The 18,157-nt window shown below is 48.8% G+C and carries 14 protein-coding genes; 11 read left to right on the top strand and 3 right to left on the bottom strand.

What is annotated here, in order from left to right; translation table 11 throughout:
* Positions 1-16: 16 nt before the first annotated feature.
* The gene (locus tag ACYVGR_RS17460) at positions 17-361 is read left to right on the top strand and encodes a winged helix-turn-helix domain-containing protein (protein WP_460958938.1); all 345 of its coding nucleotides are present in this window, start codon (positions 17-19) and stop codon (positions 359-361) included.
* A 5-nt stretch (positions 362-366) separates the two neighbouring features.
* Here the strand turns inward: ACYVGR_RS17460 and ACYVGR_RS17455 are convergent, their stop codons facing one another.
* The 3 genes from ACYVGR_RS17455 to ACYVGR_RS17445 form a co-directional block, all read right to left on the bottom strand.
* On the bottom strand, positions 367-1,503 hold the full coding sequence (locus ACYVGR_RS17455) for a rhomboid family intramembrane serine protease (RefSeq protein WP_460958936.1): 1,137 nt from the start codon (positions 1,501-1,503) through the stop codon (positions 367-369).
* A gap of 90 nt (positions 1,504-1,593) precedes the next feature.
* Positions 1,594-2,589 (bottom strand): PDDEXK nuclease domain-containing protein, encoded by a 996-nt coding sequence (locus ACYVGR_RS17450; protein ID WP_460958934.1) that lies wholly within the window; start codon positions 2,587-2,589, stop codon positions 1,594-1,596.
* An 82-nt stretch (positions 2,590-2,671) separates the two neighbouring features.
* Positions 2,672-4,015, bottom strand: a complete 1,344-nt coding sequence (locus ACYVGR_RS17445; RefSeq protein WP_460958932.1) for a PQQ-dependent sugar dehydrogenase — start codon at positions 4,013-4,015, stop codon at positions 2,672-2,674.
* A gap of 160 nt (positions 4,016-4,175) precedes the next feature.
* Here ACYVGR_RS17445 and ACYVGR_RS17440 point away from each other — a divergent pair, with 160 nt between their 5' ends.
* From ACYVGR_RS17440 to ACYVGR_RS17395, 10 genes are all read left to right on the top strand, one after another.
* Positions 4,176-5,861, top strand: coding sequence for a PA14 domain-containing protein (locus ACYVGR_RS17440; RefSeq protein WP_460958930.1), 1,686 nt, complete (start codon positions 4,176-4,178; stop codon positions 5,859-5,861).
* A 118-nt stretch (positions 5,862-5,979) separates the two neighbouring features.
* Positions 5,980-6,318: a tRNA-binding protein gene (locus ACYVGR_RS17435; RefSeq protein ID WP_460958928.1), complete on the top strand. Its 339-nt coding sequence runs from the start codon at positions 5,980-5,982 to the stop codon at positions 6,316-6,318.
* A 32-nt stretch (positions 6,319-6,350) separates the two neighbouring features.
* Positions 6,351-8,381: a plastocyanin/azurin family copper-binding protein gene (locus ACYVGR_RS17430; RefSeq protein ID WP_460958926.1), complete on the top strand. Its 2,031-nt coding sequence runs from the start codon at positions 6,351-6,353 to the stop codon at positions 8,379-8,381.
* A gap of 115 nt (positions 8,382-8,496) precedes the next feature.
* Complete coding sequence (locus tag ACYVGR_RS17425) at positions 8,497-9,030, top strand: hypothetical protein (RefSeq protein ID WP_460958924.1); 534 nt, start codon at positions 8,497-8,499, stop codon at positions 9,028-9,030.
* Positions 9,031-9,112: 82 nt separating this feature from the next.
* Entirely contained in the window at positions 9,113-10,498 is a 1,386-nt protein-coding gene (locus tag ACYVGR_RS17420; RefSeq protein ID WP_460958922.1) for a M28 family metallopeptidase, read from the top strand.
* Positions 10,499-10,785: 287 nt separating this feature from the next.
* Positions 10,786-12,060, top strand: a complete 1,275-nt coding sequence (locus tag ACYVGR_RS17415; RefSeq protein ID WP_460958920.1) for an aminotransferase class V-fold PLP-dependent enzyme — start codon at positions 10,786-10,788, stop codon at positions 12,058-12,060.
* 68 nt (positions 12,061-12,128) lie between these two features.
* Positions 12,129-14,123, top strand: coding sequence for an alpha/beta fold hydrolase (locus tag ACYVGR_RS17410; RefSeq protein ID WP_460958918.1), 1,995 nt, complete (start codon positions 12,129-12,131; stop codon positions 14,121-14,123).
* Positions 14,124-14,291: 168 nt separating this feature from the next.
* Positions 14,292-14,753, top strand: coding sequence for a hypothetical protein (locus tag ACYVGR_RS17405; RefSeq protein ID WP_460958916.1), 462 nt, complete (start codon positions 14,292-14,294; stop codon positions 14,751-14,753).
* A gap of 468 nt (positions 14,754-15,221) precedes the next feature.
* A complete protein-coding gene (locus ACYVGR_RS17400) occupies positions 15,222-16,394 on the top strand; it encodes a pyridoxal phosphate-dependent aminotransferase (RefSeq protein ID WP_460958914.1) in 1,173 nt (390 codons plus the stop codon).
* A gap of 109 nt (positions 16,395-16,503) precedes the next feature.
* On the top strand, positions 16,504-18,078 hold the full coding sequence (locus ACYVGR_RS17395; protein WP_460958912.1) for a flavin monoamine oxidase family protein: 1,575 nt from the start codon (positions 16,504-16,506) through the stop codon (positions 18,076-18,078).
* The last annotated feature ends 79 nt before the right edge of the window (positions 18,079-18,157 follow it).

The following is an 18,157-nucleotide window of genomic DNA, read 5'->3' as shown; positions in this document are numbered from 1 at the left end:
AATTTCTGCATTCGGCATGAACCTTCGCATCAACGGCCGCATCTGGCTCGAAACCCTCTCCAACGATTCTGCCGAACGGTTTATGGGCATTGGTCGGCTGGAATTACTTGGGCACATTCAGCAAACAGGCTCTATCAATCAGGCCGCCAAAGCCATGAACATGTCGTACAAACGGGCCTGGGAAATGGTACACTCTATGAATACACAAGCCGATTCGCCACTCGTTATTACACAAACTGGGGGCGAAAAGGGCGGGGGAACCATCGTGACCAAAGAAGGTGAGAAATACCTAACCTATTACCAGAGCTTGCAGGAACGGTTCCAGAAATTCCTGACCGACGAACTGGCGAAACTCCCTTAGTTAGCTTATTTCTTTTTCGCGCTCAGCTGACTTAAAACTTCTGCGATTTGCTGGTCGTAAAGTCCAATCTGTTTGTCGTAAATATGGGTCGTATCCGCCAGTGAACGTTGTAGAAGTTTAAAGCTTTTCAATCGTAACGTAGTATACTGGCGTAACAATTTCGTATGCTGATGGTACCCATTCGGCAAGTCAAGTTTATCAGCCTCATCGAGTAGGATAATAGCTTCCTCCCAAGCCACAATCCCCTGATCGTTAATTGCCTTAGCCACCTCAGCCGCTGGGGTTGTTTTCGGTAGCTGAAAAACACTCATCGCCTGACCATTAAGCTTGTTAAACCGCCCCATCAGTCGATCAAAATCAGCAAGTGGATTCGACTTATACGTATAGACCAATACCGCCAGCGCTATTGCCAACACCGGCGGAATAATCATTGGCAAAAGGGCTCGGCTTGCCGGTTGATTGGAGCGTAGCACAAACAGATAATAGGCATACCCCGTAAACAGCCCGGCCAATAACCCGCCGATATGGGCTGCATTGTCGATGTGTGCCTGCATCCCCACGAATAAATTGAACCCGACAAAAATCAGAATACTTTGTAGCAACGCCTTACGTACGGTAGCTTCAAGCCAGTTAGTCGTCAGGAGGGCCAAGAATACGCCATACATGCCAAAAATAGCCCCCGACGCGCCTGCTCCATTGACAACATCATGCCACCAAACGCTCACAACGCTACCCATTAAGCCTGCGGTAAGGTACGCTATTGTAAACTGACGGCTACCCAGCAATGGCTCCAGAATAGGCCCAATCTGCATCAGTGCATACATGTTGAACACCAGATGAATGATCCCAATATGAAGAAAGCAACAAGTCAGCAATCGCCACGGCTGCCCACCGATTGTTAAGGGTGAATAATTAGCCCCCCATTTAACTAAGTCTTCGCCACTCGGTTCCAGGGCGTTTACCCCACTAATAACCATAAGTAGGAATATGCCTACATTCAGCCAGATAAGTATGGGCGTTATTAAATAGCCTCCGCGGGGTTTGAGCAGCTCTAACGGATTGGACTGCTGGGCTCTAGGTGGCCTTGACTCAGAATTGGGCGTATAGGGAGGCTCATGTGCATCAGGATTTTCTGAATTCATAATCGAACGGGTGGCTTTAGATAAAAAAGGCGGTGGCACGATAATAACGATCGAAGGTGAAAAATACCTTATAAGCACACCTTTTCTACATCAAAGCTCAGTGGTATTTTCCAAAAACGAATGGAGTTTAGCTTGCAACAACTGTTTATCGGGCAATTTAGTCTGATATTCAGCCACTAATGTTGGCGATAAACTGCGGCTCAGTGCATACTCTACTACTTCCGAATCTCGCTCTTTACAAAGTAAAATGCCAATACTTGGATTTTCATGAGCTTTCCGCACATCCCGATCAAGGGCTTCCAGGTAAAAATTTATCTGACCAATATAGTCTGGTTTAAATTCCCCCATCTTTAATTCGATAGCGATCAGACAGCAGAGATCTCGATGAAAGAACAGTAAATCAACGTAGAAGTCACTCATTCCTACCTGCAATCGAAACTCTTCACCTACAAATAAAAAATCCCGGCCTAGTTCCATGACAAACTGCTTCATCTGTTTGATGAGTCCTTTTTGTACATCGCGTTCATAAACTGGCTCATCCGGCACATTTAGAAACTCCAGTATATAACTGTCTCGAAAAATTCCTGACACATCTTGCGGCAAAGCCCGAATGGCTGATGGTAATGTTTTATTGGCCAACATCGTTCGTTCATACAAACCGCTTTTAATCTGCCGTTCAAGTTCCCGAAAAGTATAGCCCTCTTTGATAGTTGCCTGCATATAAAAAAGGCGCTCCTTTTTATCTCTTGAATTAGACATAATAGCCAAATGATGGCTCCAGGGAATTTGTGTCAACACTGTTGACACAAATTCATCATGTTTATAAGCTTCATAGAATTGCCTCATCCGGTAGAGGTTCCGACGATCAAAGCCACGCAGTGCTGGCTCTTTCTTACGAAGATGATTGGCCAATTCCTGAACAGTTGCATCACCCCATTCTGCCTGAGCAATTTTATCACTTACATACTGCCCAATGCGCCAATACAAATCAACTAATTCGGCATTTACAGCCCGGAGTGCCCGTTGTTGGGCCTGCCGGATTAGGTCAAGAACATTATCAAATTGCTCGACAAAGGTTACGGACATAGATGTATAAGCAGGGGAATAAAAAACCCGCGCCGAAATAAACGATTTCAGCGCGGGCCAAACAAGAATTTGTATCTATTATTTATTTTTTAGCATACTTAACCTTCCAGACTTTCCCTTTCACAGAATCACTAATGTATAAGGCGCCATCAGGACCTTGCGCCAATCCTACAGGCCGGGCTACCGCATCGCCGGGGCTAGCCAGATCGAGTTTTCCGGCATTCACGTCAGTACCTGGCTTGCCGAGTTCGGGAACACCTGCAAAGTTTTCGGCAAAGACTTCGTACTTACCCGACGGACGACCATCTTTCCCGAACGGAATGAAGGCCACAAAATAACCGCCCTGTTTCAGGGGTGCCCGGTTCCAGGAGCCGTGGAAACACACGAAGGCACCGTTTTTGTAACGAGCGGGGAAGCTATTGCCGGTGTAAAACAACAAATCATTAGGTGCCCAATGGCCGGGAAACGCCATGATGGGTTTGTCTTTTCCAGCGCAACGATCCTCTTTGGTGCCATCGCCACCATATTCAGGAGCCAGAAATTTCTTGTTCTTGTAATGGTCGTTGTAACAATAGGGCCAACCAAAATCCGACCCCTCTTTTACCATCAGAAATTCTTCGGAAGGCAGTTCGGCACTTACTTCATCGGTAAATACACCGCCCCAGTTATTCAGATTATCCCGGCCATGTTGCAGGGCATAGAGCGTATTGGTGGCCGTGTTCCAGTCGAGGGCAACGGCGTTCCGAATACCCGTTGCATAGCGTTTGCCATCGGCTTTGTGTTGGTTCAGTTTATTCGCGTCGAAAACCCAGATGCCGCCGTACTCTTCCAGAATGGGGCAAGGGTCCATCCCCTTCGAACCTTTCTGACGGTCTTTCTCCTGACAGGCATTCGATGGCGCGCCGAAATTCACAAACAGTTTTCCATCCGGCGAAATAGCCAGTGATTTACTCGCGTGTTGGCGTTGGAGGGTCAGCCCTACAATAATCGGTTCGGCAGGTGTGGTTTCCAGAACCTTCCCGTCGGTCAGTTTATAGCGGTAAACCGACGTATCTGAAGAAGCATAGAGATAATTATTATAAATCCCCATTCCAGTACCGGTATTGGTACCAAACATCACCGTCTGGTCGGATTTCCCGTCGCCATTGCTGTCCATCAACTCAACAATACCTTTGCCCTCATTGAGTTTTTCTAGTTTAACAAAAACCGTTCCCGCTTTATCCACAGCCATGTGTCGTGCTTTTCCGAGGTTATCGGCAAAGACCGTTGCCTGAAAACCACTTGCTAATTTAATAGCTCCGTTATCAGGAGGGCTTACAGACTGGACATGCGTAATAGCTGTTGATGAAGGCCGTGATTTGATCGGTTTCTGGGGGCCTGCAACGACTGAGGTTACAGCCGTCAATAAAAGCAGAGCTGCTTTCATAATGAATAGGATTGAGTTTGCAGTATGCCTACCTAAACGGGCGATTTTCACTAAAAGTTTTTTAATCAAATCCGCAAACCGTTCTATTTCGGTAATTTTGGAAAGTATCTATAATGACCCGGCTATTTTTCCCAGGCAAATGAATAAACTCGTCACCTTAATGACTCGACAAATAGCCGCATTATCGTTAGGCTGGCTACTGTCGGTACCTGTATACGCTCAGAGTGATTTACCACCCGTATCACTAGCTCAATTAACCCGTCCGGCTGGCTGGCAATTGGTAGGGTCGGTGTCGCCAAATGCAGAGAGCACGTCCATGAAGACCACATCAGGAGCCAATGTGTTGGTCGGTTCCAGCGCCCCCTTAACCCTGCTGACACCAACAGCTGACTTTCGCGTGCGTTTCGAGACGCTGATGACAGCTGGTGCCGATGTCGTGCTTACCTTACCCAACGGCCAGTCGATTAGTCTGGCTCATTCGCAGGAAATTGCCCGGATACTGAAAGCTCCTGGTTTGTGGCAGACAGTTGAATTGTGGTACAAAATCGGTACGACCAAGTCATCTTCTATGCTCGAAAAACTCGCGATCAACGGAGTAACCGTACGCGAAGGACAAACGGTAGCAGGAACGGCACTTGGCCCCCTTACAATCATGGCAAAAACAGGATCGGTGGCGTTACGAAACGTTGGTTACCGGGTAATGACGCCCCGCATTGTCGCGCAATGGGCCGGTCCATTGAGCTACACCATTGTCGAAGGGGGATATATCCAGAGTCCTGAAGAAGCTGTGAAGAAGAAAGTCCTGAAACAGGATACGACCGCCCTGTTGAACTACGAAGTCTCGTATGGTCAGCCTCGCCAATACACTATCTTTTTCACAGGAAAATTAAACGCTTTGCAAACAGGCGATTACCGTTTTGATCTGAATCAGGGCGGACTAGCCGCTTTATGGATTGACGGCAAAGAAGTATTGCCGATTAACCACCTTGAATTGGGGATGCCCAATGCGAATACTATTCCCCTAACGGCGGGGCCTCATGACATAAAGGTCTATTTCTCTCGCTCCTGGTTCCGGCCAGGTCTGGGCCTGTATGTATCGCAGGCTGGTACACGCCCACAACCGCTGCACGCACCGACTTCGCTCCCAGAACCTGATCCGGTGGCGGTTGTTAGCGTAAACCCCGATTTCAGCGATGCCGGAAACCAGGTTCAGCGCATTCGTTCATTTGTGCAACTGCCCGGCGAGAAAACGAAACGGACGCATAGTTTGTCGGTTGGTTCGCCCGTTGGCATTCACTACACGGTCGATCTGAATCAGATGGCGTTACTGCAAGTCTGGAAAGGCGACTTTGCCAATACAACCGAAATGTGGTACGAACGTGGTGAGCCGCAACTCTTAGCGCCACTGGGACCTCCCGTTTATTTGCCCGCTCAAACACCATTGATGGTGCTAACGAACGACGCGGCAGCCTGGCCCGATAGTGTGGGCGAAAACATTCTGCAATACAAAGGATTGAGCATCAATAAGCAGGGAGTTCCTATGCTTACGTATACGCTAGCGGGCGCCACTGTTACAGACGCTACGCGAGCAGAAGGGAACGCGCTGGTTCGGACGTTAACATTGGCAGGCTCACCCACGGGAGCGCCTTATTGTCGGGTGGCTTCCGGATCAGTGATAGAGGAAGTCAGCAAAGGTTTATATGCCGTTAATGACCGGAGTTATTACATTCAGATCGATCCAAAAGCGAAAGTAAAAATGCGCCAGAGCAACGGCAAGCAAGAGTTGCTCCTGCCTGTCGACTTAAAAAACGGAACTGGTTCGGTGCACTATTCGATTGTATTTTAGACGGGCAAGTATTGTCAAGATTGGTCAAGTAGTCGTCAGGAATCGACTACATACAACTTTTGACTATCATCTGACAATTGCCTGACCACTTTTGACCATTCCTGACCACCCTTTGACTATGAATGACCAAATCACTTGGGCAGACTTTGAGAAAGTGGAAATCCGGACGGGCACCGTTATTGCGGTCGAATCGTTTCCACAAGCGCGCAAACCAGCCTATAAACTGACGATTGATTTCGGCGAATTGGGCACGAAGCGAACATCGGCGCAACTAACCAAACTCTATCAGTCAGATGATCTGATTGGCAGGCAAGTCGTGGCAGTAGTCAATTTCCCGCCCAAACAGATTGCCACCTTTATGAGCGAATGTCTGGTGCTGGGAGCCGTTGCCGACGATGGTACCGTAACCCTGCTCCAAACCGAACGCCCAACCCAAAACGGATTACGAATTGCCTAAACTAATTGACAATGTATACTGTACAATGCAGAATGAATAAGCTAATGCGTGTAGCGGTGCTTATATTCGCTCATTCACTCATTCTCTCATTCTCTCATTTTTCTTTCGCCCAACGCCCGGCGAGTGAGGAAGATTATTACCGGATCATCACCATACCCATTCCTGAAGATATCAAACTCGAAGTGGGCGGTATGGCTCCGCTACCCGATGGCCGATTAGCGGTCTGTACACGCCGGGGTGATGTTTGGTTAATCAGTAATCCCTACATGCAGGGCAGCCGGGTGGCTACCTTCAAAAAGTTTGCGTCGGGTTTGCACGAGCCGCTGGGTTTAATATGGCATCCCAAAGGATATTTTCTGTGTACGCAACGGGGTGAGGTAACCAAGCTGGTCGATAACGATGGCGACGACGTAGCCGATGAATATAGTTCGTTCTACAAATGGCCGCTATCGGGTAACTACCATGAATACAGCTATGGCCCGCTTCTGCTGCCCGATGGCGATATGGTCATTACGCTCAACCTCGACTGGATTGGTTATGGAGCCAGCCTGGCTAAATGGCGCGGCTGGATGCTCAAATTGACCGAAAAAGGGGAAATGACGCCTTGGGCAACCGGTCTTCGCTCACCAGCCGGTTTCGGTATTCTTCGCGATGGCAGTATTCTCTACACCGAAAACCAGGGCGACTGGGTCGGATCAGGCCGGATGACTCATTTAACGAAAGGCGCTTTTGCGGGTAACCCAGCCGGTCTTCGCTGGTCGGGGGAGCCGGGTTCGCCCTTAGCCCTCAAACCCGAAGATGTACCGAGTACGGGCAAACCTATGTTTGAAGTCGCTAAAACGATCAAAGAGTTGAAGGTTCCGGCCGTGTGGTTCCCGCATACACTCATGGGTATTTCCACTTCCGATTTCAAACAAGACACAACAAATGGCGCTTTCGGTCCCTTTAGCGATCAGCTTTTTGTTGGTGATCAGGGCCACAGCAAAATCATGCGCGTAGCCCTTGAAAAAGTAAACGGCGAGTGGCAGGGCGCTTGTTTCCCCTTCCGCGAAGGCTTTCAATCGGGCATTATCCGTACTGTTTGGGGGCAGGATGGCTCCATGTTCGTGGGGATGACAAGCCGAGGCTGGGCGGCTACCGGGAAAGACCCATACGGTATCCAGCGGTTGGTCTGGAGCGGCAAAACACCCTTCGAAATGAAAACGATCACGTCCAAACCCGACGGTTTCGAAGTAACGTTTACGCTGCCTGTTGATCGTAAAACGGCTGAAAACCCCGAAAGCTATAGTCTGAACAGCTTCACCTATCGGTATCACCGAACCTACGGCAGTCCGATTGAAGATGCGAAACCCGTCCCTATTCGCGGGGTAGTGGTTGCTCCCGATGGCATGAGTGTCCGCATCGTTGCCGATACCGTTCTTCGGGAAGGCTTTATTCATGAATTAAAAGCCGAAGGCATTCGATCAGCTTCGGGAAGCATGCCACTGTTGCATGCAACGGGTTACTACACGCTGAATGCTATTGCGCCAGGTGAAAAATTAACGCTCTCTGCACGGGCTGTTGCCATCGCGAAATACGAACATGCCGATATGATGGCGATGGAGAAAAAGGCCGCTACAACAGCTGCCAAAAACGTGAAAGCCGTCAACGCCAAACGCGTTGTAACAATGCCCGCCGATTGGACCAACGGCCCCGATCAATCCCTGACCATCGGCACCAAACCAGGGCTAAAATTTGACGTCGATAAGCTGGAAGTAAAAGCAGGCAGCAAGATCAAACTCGTGTTCAACAACAACGACGATATGCTGCACAACTGCGTCATTACTAAACCAGGCGCAGCTAATGCCGTTGGCGATGCAGCTTTGCGATTGAACCTGAACGGCCCTAAAATGAATTACGTCCCCAATTCGCCCAACGTCTTGTTTCACACAAACATTCTTCAACCCGAAACATCCGAAACGATCTATTTCCTCGCCCCTACTGAACCCGGCGATTATCAGTTCGTTTGCTCATTCCCTGGCCACTCATCACTGATGCAGGGAACGTTGAAGGTCGTGAAGTAGCGCCGTACAGGGCTATTCCTTTCCGTTTATCATTTACAAATGACGCTTTCTACGAGAGCGTCATTATTTTTACATTCTGCTGTAGCTCTAGTGTGCATTTTTCCGTTTTACTCCTATGCGAACCGTTTTACTGCTCACCACACTACTCCTATCGTTATCAACGTACGCCCAGCAACGACGACGTGACGACGATACCTCACACTATCGTAACATACCTGTTCCGGCGCATCTGTTGCCTATCGAACGCGCCTTCGGCTCATCGTCAATTGGAAGTGTGTATTTCTATGGTGGGAAAAGGCTCTCGTCACCCTATTCGCTGGAAATCCCGTTTTACGAACTAAATGATCCCGATGTATCGCATCATTTCCAGGCATTTCGCACCCTAACAACCTTGAGTCGTTTGACGGCCATTGCTCCGTTAGCCTATATCCTGTTAACCAGTAATCGAAATAATGGCACCTACTGGTCGGTGTATGGTGGCTCCATAGCGGCCTCGCTGACACTCGCTATCATCGGTAATGGTCAGGTGAGCAAGGCCGTTACGCGCTATAACGAGATGCTTCGGCAACCCCGGGTGAGTATATCGGCCGCTCAAACACCAATAAGCGGGCAATTTGCCGTAGGAGCAGGTTTATCCTGGTCATTCTAGGCAACATCTCGGGCATTTCCTGGTAGCGTAGGCCCTTGGTTTGCGCTTTTTTGTTAGCTTCGCTGAGATAATCAGCAAACACATGCAAACCAGAACGTTACTTCCTTTTTTTCTTCCATTCTTTCTTCTTTCTCCCCTACTCAACGCCCAAACGATTTTAAATCGAGACCCGCAAATCGCCGATCTAGTCAGTCAGGTTTCGGCCGATAGCCTGCGGGCGCACATCAATGGACTTGTTAGTTTCGGAACCCGTCATACCTTGAGTGTCCCTACGGATGCCAATGCGCAGGTTGCCAAAAAAGGCTTAGGGGCCGCTCGCCAATGGATTCTGGGTAAGTTCAATCAATATGCCAAACAATCGGGCGGCCGCATGACCGCTACCCTCGATACCTGGACACTACAACCCGATGGCAAACGTGTGGATAAACCCGCCAATATGGGCAACGTGATGGCCACCCTGAAAGGCACCGATCCTAACGATGACCGGGTTTTCATTGTACAAGGCCACATGGACAGCCGCGTTACCAACGTCATGAACCGCGAATCAGACGCGCCGGGCGCTAACGATGATGGCTCGGGAACAGCTGCCGTCATTGAGCTTTGCCGCGTGATGAGCAAATCGTCGTTTCCGGCTACGGTTATTTTCGTTACGCTGACGGGCGAAGAACAGGGTCTGCTTGGTGCCGAACACTTGTCGGAGCGGGCGGTTAAAGAAAAATGGAATCTGGAAGCTGTATTGAACAACGATATTATGGGCAGCAACAACAGCAGCGATACCCGTATTATTGACAATACCCGACTCCGCGTTTTCAGCGAAGGTCTGCCTGCCAGCTTGCTCAAAGATACCACTGGACGAATCGGTCAGATTCAACGATTTGGTAATGAAAACGACGGAAAAGCCCGTACGCTCGCCCGTTATCTGAAAGAAATTGGCGAACGCTACGTCGAGAATCTGGAAGTGGTGATGGTGTACCGCAACGACCGCTACCTGCGTGGGGGCGATCATACACCTTATGTTCAACGGGGTTTCGCAGCTGTGCGTATGACCGAGATGAACGAAAACTACGAACACCAGCATCAGGATTTACGTACCGAAAATGGTACAGAGTTCGGTGATTATCCCAAGTTCATGGATTTCGAATATCTGCGTAAAAACACAGCGGTCAATCTGGCAACACTCGCCAATCTGGCCAAATCGCCAACGGTACCTCAGAAAGTGACAGTTGATGTGCGGAATTTAACCAACGCGACGGTGCTGTATTGGCAGGCTCCTCAGGCGGGCAAGGTGAAAGGTTATTACGTACTGATGCGCGAAACGTACTGGCCTTTCTGGCAGAAGAAATTCTTCACAACCAAACTTGGAATGACCCTGCCCTTCTCAAAGGACAATTATTATTTCGCAGTGCAGGCCGTTAGCGAAGATGGAAATGAAGGTTTGCCCGTATTGCCCGTACCTAATTTGCGGTAAATAGAGAACCTGTTTAAACTTTTTCTAATCCAGCCATAATTAGTGCTTTTTTGTCATCCCGACCGGTCCGCCGGTGCGGCAGGAGGGATCTTCGGGGACAGATTAGCCAATAGACTCACCCGAAGATCCCTCCTGCGTCGGGATGACAAAAAAGCCATTGAAAGAAAAGTTTAAACAGCCTCATATTTATTGAACACAGAGCCACAGAGAACACAGAGTTTTAATACTTTTTTCTTTGTGATCTCTGTGTTCAATAGTTTTTTCTTCACAACCTCAACTCCTTTCTCATGCCTTCCCTCTCTAAACGACAATTTCTTAAATCCCTCGTCGGTACGGCTGCCTTATCGACCTGGGCAGATCTGGAAGAAACGCTGGCGAATGTGGCATATATACCAGCCCGTACGCTGGCAAAAGAGGAAGAGTTTTGGGGCAAAATCCGAACGGCATATCCCGTAACGGATAAGTTTATCCAGCTCGAAAACGGCTATTATTCACTGGCCGCGCAACCCGTGATGGATAGCTACCTGAAACACATTCAGACTGTAAACGCTGTATCGTCTTATTATATGCGAACCCGCCAGTTTGCGGATAAGCGTGAGTCGCAAACGCAACTGGCCAATTTACTAGGCTGCTCACCTGATGAACTCATTATCACCCGAAACACCACCGAATCGCTGGATACGGTTATTGGTGGACTGAGCTGGAAAGCAGGTGACGAAGCCATCATGGCGATGCAGGATTACGGTGCCATGCTCGATATGTTCAAGCTTCAGGCGCGAAGGCATGGTATTGTCAACAAAACGGTTTCGTTGCCCAACCACCCCAAGTCCGATGAGGAAATTGTGAGTCTGTACGAGCAAGCCATCACACCCAAAACCCGCCTGCTCATGGTTTGCCACATGGTCAACATTACGGGTCAGATTTTGCCGATTCGTAAGATAACCGAGATGGCCCACAAACAGGGTGTTGAGGTGTTGGTCGATGGCGCGCACGCCTTTGGACAGTTCAATTATAAACTAAGCGACCTCGGCAACTGTGATTATTACGCCAGCAGTTTACACAAATGGCTGGGTACTCCCCTGGGGGCGGGTATCCTGTATGTTCGGAAAGACAAAATCGCTTCCCTCTGGCCGATGTTCGCCGATAGCAGCGTTCCCGACAACGATATTCGTAAACTGAATCATACCGGAACCCACCCGGTAGCCACCGATCTGGCGATTCAGGACGCCATCCGATTTCAGGAGTCCATTGGTCTCGAACGAAAAGAAGCCCGGCTTCGCTACCTGCAACACTACTGGACCGATCAGGTGCGGCACCACCCCAATATTGTACTAAATACCTCCGAAGACCCAGCTCGCTCCTGCGCCATTGCCAACGTTGGGATAGCCGGAAAGCCGCCCGCCGACTTAGCAAAAGTGCTGTTCGACAAGTATAAAATTTTCACCGTTGCCATTGATTACCCAAGCGCTGGTATACAGGGGGTGCGCATAACTCCTCACCTGTATACGACTACTGCCGAGCTGGACCAGTTTGTAAAAGCGCTGAAAGAGTTAGCAGGATAATGTAGGATAACGCGAACGTCTACGTTCGTGCTATCACAGATACAGATACATAGTCTCTTTTTATCAATATGACCCGATCAATCTTAGTCTTCTCCCTGACCCTATCGGCATTTGCCAGCCTTGCGCAGGCGCCGACTAAAAAGCGTCCTATGACGCCAAAGGATATCTACCGATTACAGACCGTCAGCGATCCGCAGGTTTCGCCCGATGGCAAATGGATTAGTTATGGCCTATCGACGGTGGATACCACAAAAGATAAACGTAATTCTGATTTGTGGATGGTGAGCTGGGATGGTAAGGAGTCCGTTCAGCTCACGAATAGTCCGGATGGTGAATCAAGAGCTCGGTTCAGTCCCGATGGAAAATACATCTCCTTTGTATCGGCGCGGCAGGGTGCTACCAAAGGGCAAATCTGGCTAATGGATCGCCGGGGGGGTGAAGCCAAAAAACTCACCGACTTAAAAACCGATCTGGAAGATTACGTCTGGTCGCCGGACGGTAAAAAGATCGCCCTGGTTCTACGCGATCCCGATTATGCCGACTCCGCGAAAACCAAAGTCCGGAAACCCTATGTACTCGACCGGTACCATTTTAAGGCAGATGTAAAAGGCTATCTGGAAAAAGGCGCTGTTCACTTGTATTCATTTGATGTCGCCACGAAAAAGATCGATACATTAACGACAGGCATCTATGATGAAACATCCCCGGCCTGGTCGCCGGATGGATCGCAACTAGCGTTTGTGAGTAACCGAAGCGATGATCCTGATCGGAATGAAAACACGAACCTATACGTAATGGAGGCCCGTAAAGGGGCAGCCATGAAGCAGCTAACAACCTGGACAGGTTCCGACAACAACCCGGTCTGGAGTCCCGATGGCAAGTACATCGCGTATCTTCGGTCAACGGCATCCGGCAATTTCATCATGTATGATCAACCTATTCTGGCCGTTATTAGTCGGGAAGGTGGCGAAACTACCCTTCTTTCCAAAACGCTGGATCGTCCCGTTCGTAACCCGAAGTGGTCCAAAGATGGCCAATCGATTGCGATACAAGTACAGGATGATCGGCAAACGTACATTGGCCGCTATACCTTTCCTGAAGGAAAATTTGCTGGGCTAACCGGCGGCAATCGGGTATTCAGCAATCTGGAATCAACACCCGACGGTAATTGGGTTGCCCTTATGACCGACCCACAAACACCCGGCGAATTATACGCGATTGAAAACGGAACTCCCCGGCGACTGACACGCGTCCATGATGATTTCCTGACCCCGCTTGAGTTGGCTACTGTCGAAGGGTTTAGTTCGAAAAGTAAAGACGGCACGCAGGTATCCAACGTCCTCTATCGCCCAGCCAACACACCATCGGGCAAAAAACTGCCGACCATTTTCTACATTCATGGTGGCCCCGTGTCGCAGGATGAATTTTCGTTTGACCTGACCCGGCAACTACTCGCGGCTGGTGGCTATGCGGTAGTTGCAGTTAACTATCGGGGTAGCAATGGCCGTGGTCTCGACTACACCAAAGCGATCTACGCCGATTGGGGCAACAAAGAGGTGCAGGATATTCTGGGCGCTGCCGATTATGTTGTTGAGAAAGGTATCGCCGACCCCGACCGACTCGGTATTGGCGGCTGGAGTTATGGGGGTATCCTGACCAATTACACCATCGCTACCGATACCCGTTTTAAAGCTGCGGCTAGTGGTGCCGGGAGTTCACTACAACTCTCGATGTATGGCATCGACCAATACACCAACCAGTACGAAACGGAATTGGGCGCTCCCTGGAAAAACACCGACAAATGGCTGAAGCTGTCGTACCCATTCCTGAAAGCGGATCGGATCAAGACACCAACTCTGTTTATGGCGGGCGAAAAAGACTTCAATGTACCGTCGGCAGGTAGCGAACAGATGTTTCAGGCGTTGCGCTCATTAGGTATTCCGACGCAATTAATCATCTATCCGGGTCAGAATCATGGCATTACGGTACCTAGTTATCAGAAAGATCGTGTGGATCGATATCTACAATGGTTTGATAAATATTTAAACCCTAAAAACCTGTAAAACAGAATTTTATTACAGATTTCCCTATACATGCAAAGACTATTATGAGTTAGCATTGCATCAAAAAGTCTACTTTCGGCGTATAAGGGATATTGTTTTATTCGTTTTTTCTGTAGCTTACCAGCACTTATTCTTTTTTTGACTCGCATCCATCAAAATCAACTGCTTATGAAGCGTTACCTGTATCCTCTATGTTTTTTTGTAGCAGCCATAATTGGCTTGAGTGCCTGTTCTAAATCAAGCGATCCAGTAGCAGCTTCACCAGTAGTAGGCCGTTGGGAGCTCAACAGAGGCATTGCAAGTGGTTTCCCCGCTTCTTTAAGCGCTATAAATGGGCAAGGAGTAGATTTATATTATCTGGATTCAGAAGGTTCCACTTTAGATATATATTCAGATAACACGTTTACTGAAAACTATCGTAATCTTTACGTACAGGATGGTACAGGAACATGGGATTATACGAATAACACGTTGAATTTAAAATATGATGGAGGTGCCCAAGATGCGTATACTTATGCTAAAACTAAAAATGTTGAAGAGCTAACTCAAGTTACTCCTTTAAGCTATACTATCCCTATCTCCAGTACAGCAACGGCTACGGGTAAGATTCAATGGATTTATAGAAAATAGAGCTAACTCGTAGCAGCCAGTAACGCCTTGTGAGGGTTTGCTAGTTTTATCCGTAAACAGAAGAAGGTCGCTGAGCACTCAGCGACCTTCTTCTGTTTACGGATAAATCGACCTTGTATTTTGAGTATAAACGCACAGGTAATCCTTGCAGCAAGCCAACTAATACAGAACTAATCCGAGCAGGTTTATCATGACTAACCCAATAGCTTCACATTGCGAACTAAGTACCATTCACCCAATCCCATATATAAAACAATCCCTCCTAAAACCAACGTCTTTTATTTCGACAATACAGAATTATACTTATATAAATTTCGATCAATATGTAATTATCGAAATAATTTAAAGGCGTTTTCTAGTCGAAGACGCTTTTTTGTTGGCATTAATTCGTACTTTCACAAAACCCTATCTACTAAGGAGTTATATTTGTCTTTACTCTTATTTTATCCGGAATTAATACAAAAAACCATGTCATCACAACTAACTCGCCGGGATTGGCTACGCGCCAGCGGCCTTTTAACAGCTGGCCTTGGCCTCAGCCGATTCACTCCCGCCGAAGCCGCTCGGCCTACTGCACCATTGGTTTCAGGGTTCACCAATGAGTTTGCCTTTGCCGATGACCCTTTCGACAAGATGCCCAAACTGCGGGCACGACTATTTGCCAATGAAAATCCGTTAGGTATTTCTGCCAGTGCCAAAGAAGCTATCATTAAGGCAACTGAAGTTGGCAACCGTTACGCCTGGATGGAATTCGGGCAATTGAAATCGCTTATTGCTACCGACGACGGCGTAAAGCCTGCTAATATCATGATGGCTCCAGGTTCCTCAGATATTCTGATGGCGGCAGCCGATCATTTCGCCAAAGGGGGCGGCACAATCCTGACCAGCACCATGACTTACGATGACCTGCTCCAGCGGGCCGAAAAACAAGGGGCGAAGATCAAGGCGTTGCCGATGACGAAAGAGTATAAGTTTGACCTGAACGCAATCAAAGCCAACATTACGCCCGACGTGAAGCTGGTTTATATCGTTAACCCAAACAACCCAACGGGCACGATTATCCCAACCCCTGAACTCGAAGCGTTCATTCGGGAGGTGTCACCTAAAGTTCCTGTATTCATCGACGAAGCCTACATCGATTTCTACGAACCTGCCGACCGTCCAAAGCTAGGTAAACTGGTGGCCGAAGGTATGAACGTTATTCTGGCTCGCACCTTCTCGAAAATTCATGGATTTGCCGGTTTACGTCTGGGCTATGCCATCGCACAACCCGATACGCTGAAAACGCTGAAAGCCTATACCAACGGCGATTTTGCCGTGAGCATCACCACGCTGATGGCCGGTATCGCCAGCTACAAAGACATCGACTGGCAAAATCATTGCCGCGCCGAAAACGCCAAAGCCCGCGCTTATACGACCAAAGCACTGTCTGATCTGGGTTATGAGGTGATTCCATCCTCAACGAATTTCATCCTGTTCCCGATTCGCATGAAAACCAAGTCGTTTGAAGGTCAAATGTTTGCGCAAGGCATTGGTATCCAAACCCGCGATTTCAATGGGCAACCCTACTGCCGCGTTAGCGTTGGCACCATGGACGAAATGGCCATTTTCATGGATGGATTTAAAAAGGTAGTGGGATAAGAAGTAGTAAGGAGTTAGGAGCGAGTAGTGAGAAGATCGACCACAACGAACAGATTATGCGTCAGCAACTCCTCACTACTCGCTCCTAACTCCTCACTCCTGATAAACTATGACAAGACGCGACTTCATCAATTCAACGAGTGCCAGTTATGCCAGCATGTTGGCGTGGGGAATGCTACACCCTGCGCCAGCATCGGCTATCGACTTACCCGCTAATGGCCTGAAAAGTGACGGCAAAGGTCGAAAAGTAATTATTTTAGGAGCAGGTCTGGCCGGAATGACAACCGCTTATGAACTCGGTAAATTAGGCTACGACTGCACCGTACTGGAAGCCCGCGCCCGCTCGGGTGGGCGCGTCTGGACGGTTCGGGGTGGAACCAAAGAAACAGAGTTAGCAGGTGGAACGGCGCAAACCTGCACGTTTGAAGAAGGTCAATATTTCAACGGTGGGGCCGCTCGTATTCCGCACCATCATCAGATAACCCTGCATTATTGCCGCGAACTGGGCGTGCCACTCCAGATCTTCAACGGCGCCAATGAGTCAGCTTACCTTTACAACGATGGCGGAACTGGCGATTTCGCCAATCGACGTATGCGCATCAGCGATTATCATCACGATATGCGCGGTTATACATCCGAACTACTCGCCAAAGCACTCGATCAATCGTCGCTGGATCAGCAATTAACTAAGGAGGATGTCGAAAAACTGATCGACTTTCTGAAAAACGAAGGCGATTTAAATACGGCCCATCTGTACAAAGGCACAAATCGTCGGGGGTACAAAGCGAAAAGCGATCCTGGTGCGGGGAACACGCCCGGTTCACTCACCGATCCCTATGGCCTTACTGATTTACTACGGTCAGGGTTCATGCAACCCGTTTTTTATAACGTAGGCGATTACGCCTACGAACAGCAGGCTACCTTGTTGCAACCCGTTGGTGGCATGGATGCCATTCCGAAAGCGCTGGAGAAAAAACTGGCGGGTAAGATTCTCTTTAACGCTCCCGTTAGTGAGCTTCGGAAAACCGACAATGGCGTTCGGGTCGTTTATCAGAAAGACGGTAAACCTGTTGAGATCACGGGCGAATTCTGTGTGTGTACCCTCCCGTTGCCGATGCTTAAAAACCTTGAATCGGACTTGTCGGGAACAGTGAAGCGAGCCGCCGATTTCGTGCCCTACATGAAAACGGGCAAAATCGGGTTGCAGTTTAAACGACGTTTCTGGGAAGAAGATGACGGTATTTACGGGGGCATTTCGCGTACCAATATGGATATTAACCAGATTTGGTACCCGTCGTTTGGCTTGCAAGGCAAGAAAGGTGTACTGATCGGCTATTATAATTTTTATAGCCGGGCCGAAGCGGTGGGCGCTTTATCGGTTGCTGAACGGGAAAAGCTGGCGTTGGCTCAGGGCGGCAAAATCCACCCGCAATACGCTGCCGAGTTCGACAATTCGTTTTCATTGGCCTGGCACCGCTTGCCCTATAGTGGCGGAGGCTGGGCCGTGTACGATGATGCAACTCGCAAAAAATATTACCCTTCGTTACTCGAACCCGATGGTAACATTTATTTTGCCGGTGAACACACAACGTACCTGACTGCCTGGATGGCGGGTGCATTCACATCCGCTCGTCGGACTGTTGAAGCACTTCACGCCCGAGTAGGTGAATACACGAAGAAATAATGGCTGCAACAGGCTCCGGCTGTTGCCCAAACGATTAGATTATTGACTCAGAAGCAACAGCCGGAGCCTGTTACAGCCC

The sequence above is a fragment of the Spirosoma litoris genome (assembly GCF_054776755.1).
The sequence above is the reverse complement of the archived record's forward strand: the minus strand, read 5'-3'. Positions and strand labels throughout refer to the sequence as shown.

Excerpts from the sequence above, each read along its gene's own strand:
- ACYVGR_RS17395 (WP_460958912.1), top strand. The coding sequence starts at position 16,504 with ATGACAAGACGCGACTTCATCAATTCAACGAGTGCCAGTTATGCCAGC.
- ACYVGR_RS17410 (WP_460958918.1), top strand. The coding sequence starts at position 12,129 with ATGACCCGATCAATCTTAGTCTTCTCCCTGACCCTATCGGCATTTGCC.
- ACYVGR_RS17455 (WP_460958936.1), bottom strand. The coding sequence starts at position 1,503 with ATGAATTCAGAAAATCCTGATGCACATGAGCCTCCCTATACGCCCAAT.
- ACYVGR_RS17430 (WP_460958926.1), top strand. The coding sequence starts at position 6,351 with ATGAATAAGCTAATGCGTGTAGCGGTGCTTATATTCGCTCATTCACTC.
- ACYVGR_RS17400 (WP_460958914.1), top strand. The coding sequence starts at position 15,222 with ATGTCATCACAACTAACTCGCCGGGATTGGCTACGCGCCAGCGGCCTT.
- ACYVGR_RS17460 (WP_460958938.1), top strand. The coding sequence starts at position 17 with ATGAACCTTCGCATCAACGGCCGCATCTGGCTCGAAACCCTCTCCAAC.
- ACYVGR_RS17405 (WP_460958916.1), top strand. The coding sequence starts at position 14,292 with ATGAAGCGTTACCTGTATCCTCTATGTTTTTTTGTAGCAGCCATAATT.
- ACYVGR_RS17440 (WP_460958930.1), top strand. The coding sequence starts at position 4,176 with ATGACTCGACAAATAGCCGCATTATCGTTAGGCTGGCTACTGTCGGTA.
- ACYVGR_RS17435 (WP_460958928.1), top strand. The coding sequence starts at position 5,980 with ATGAATGACCAAATCACTTGGGCAGACTTTGAGAAAGTGGAAATCCGG.
- ACYVGR_RS17420 (WP_460958922.1), top strand. The coding sequence starts at position 9,113 with ATGCAAACCAGAACGTTACTTCCTTTTTTTCTTCCATTCTTTCTTCTT.
- ACYVGR_RS17450 (WP_460958934.1), bottom strand. The coding sequence starts at position 2,589 with ATGTCCGTAACCTTTGTCGAGCAATTTGATAATGTTCTTGACCTAATC.
- ACYVGR_RS17425 (WP_460958924.1), top strand. The coding sequence starts at position 8,497 with ATGCGAACCGTTTTACTGCTCACCACACTACTCCTATCGTTATCAACG.
- ACYVGR_RS17445 (WP_460958932.1), bottom strand. The coding sequence starts at position 4,015 with ATGAAAGCAGCTCTGCTTTTATTGACGGCTGTAACCTCAGTCGTTGCA.
- ACYVGR_RS17415 (WP_460958920.1), top strand. The coding sequence starts at position 10,786 with ATGCCTTCCCTCTCTAAACGACAATTTCTTAAATCCCTCGTCGGTACG.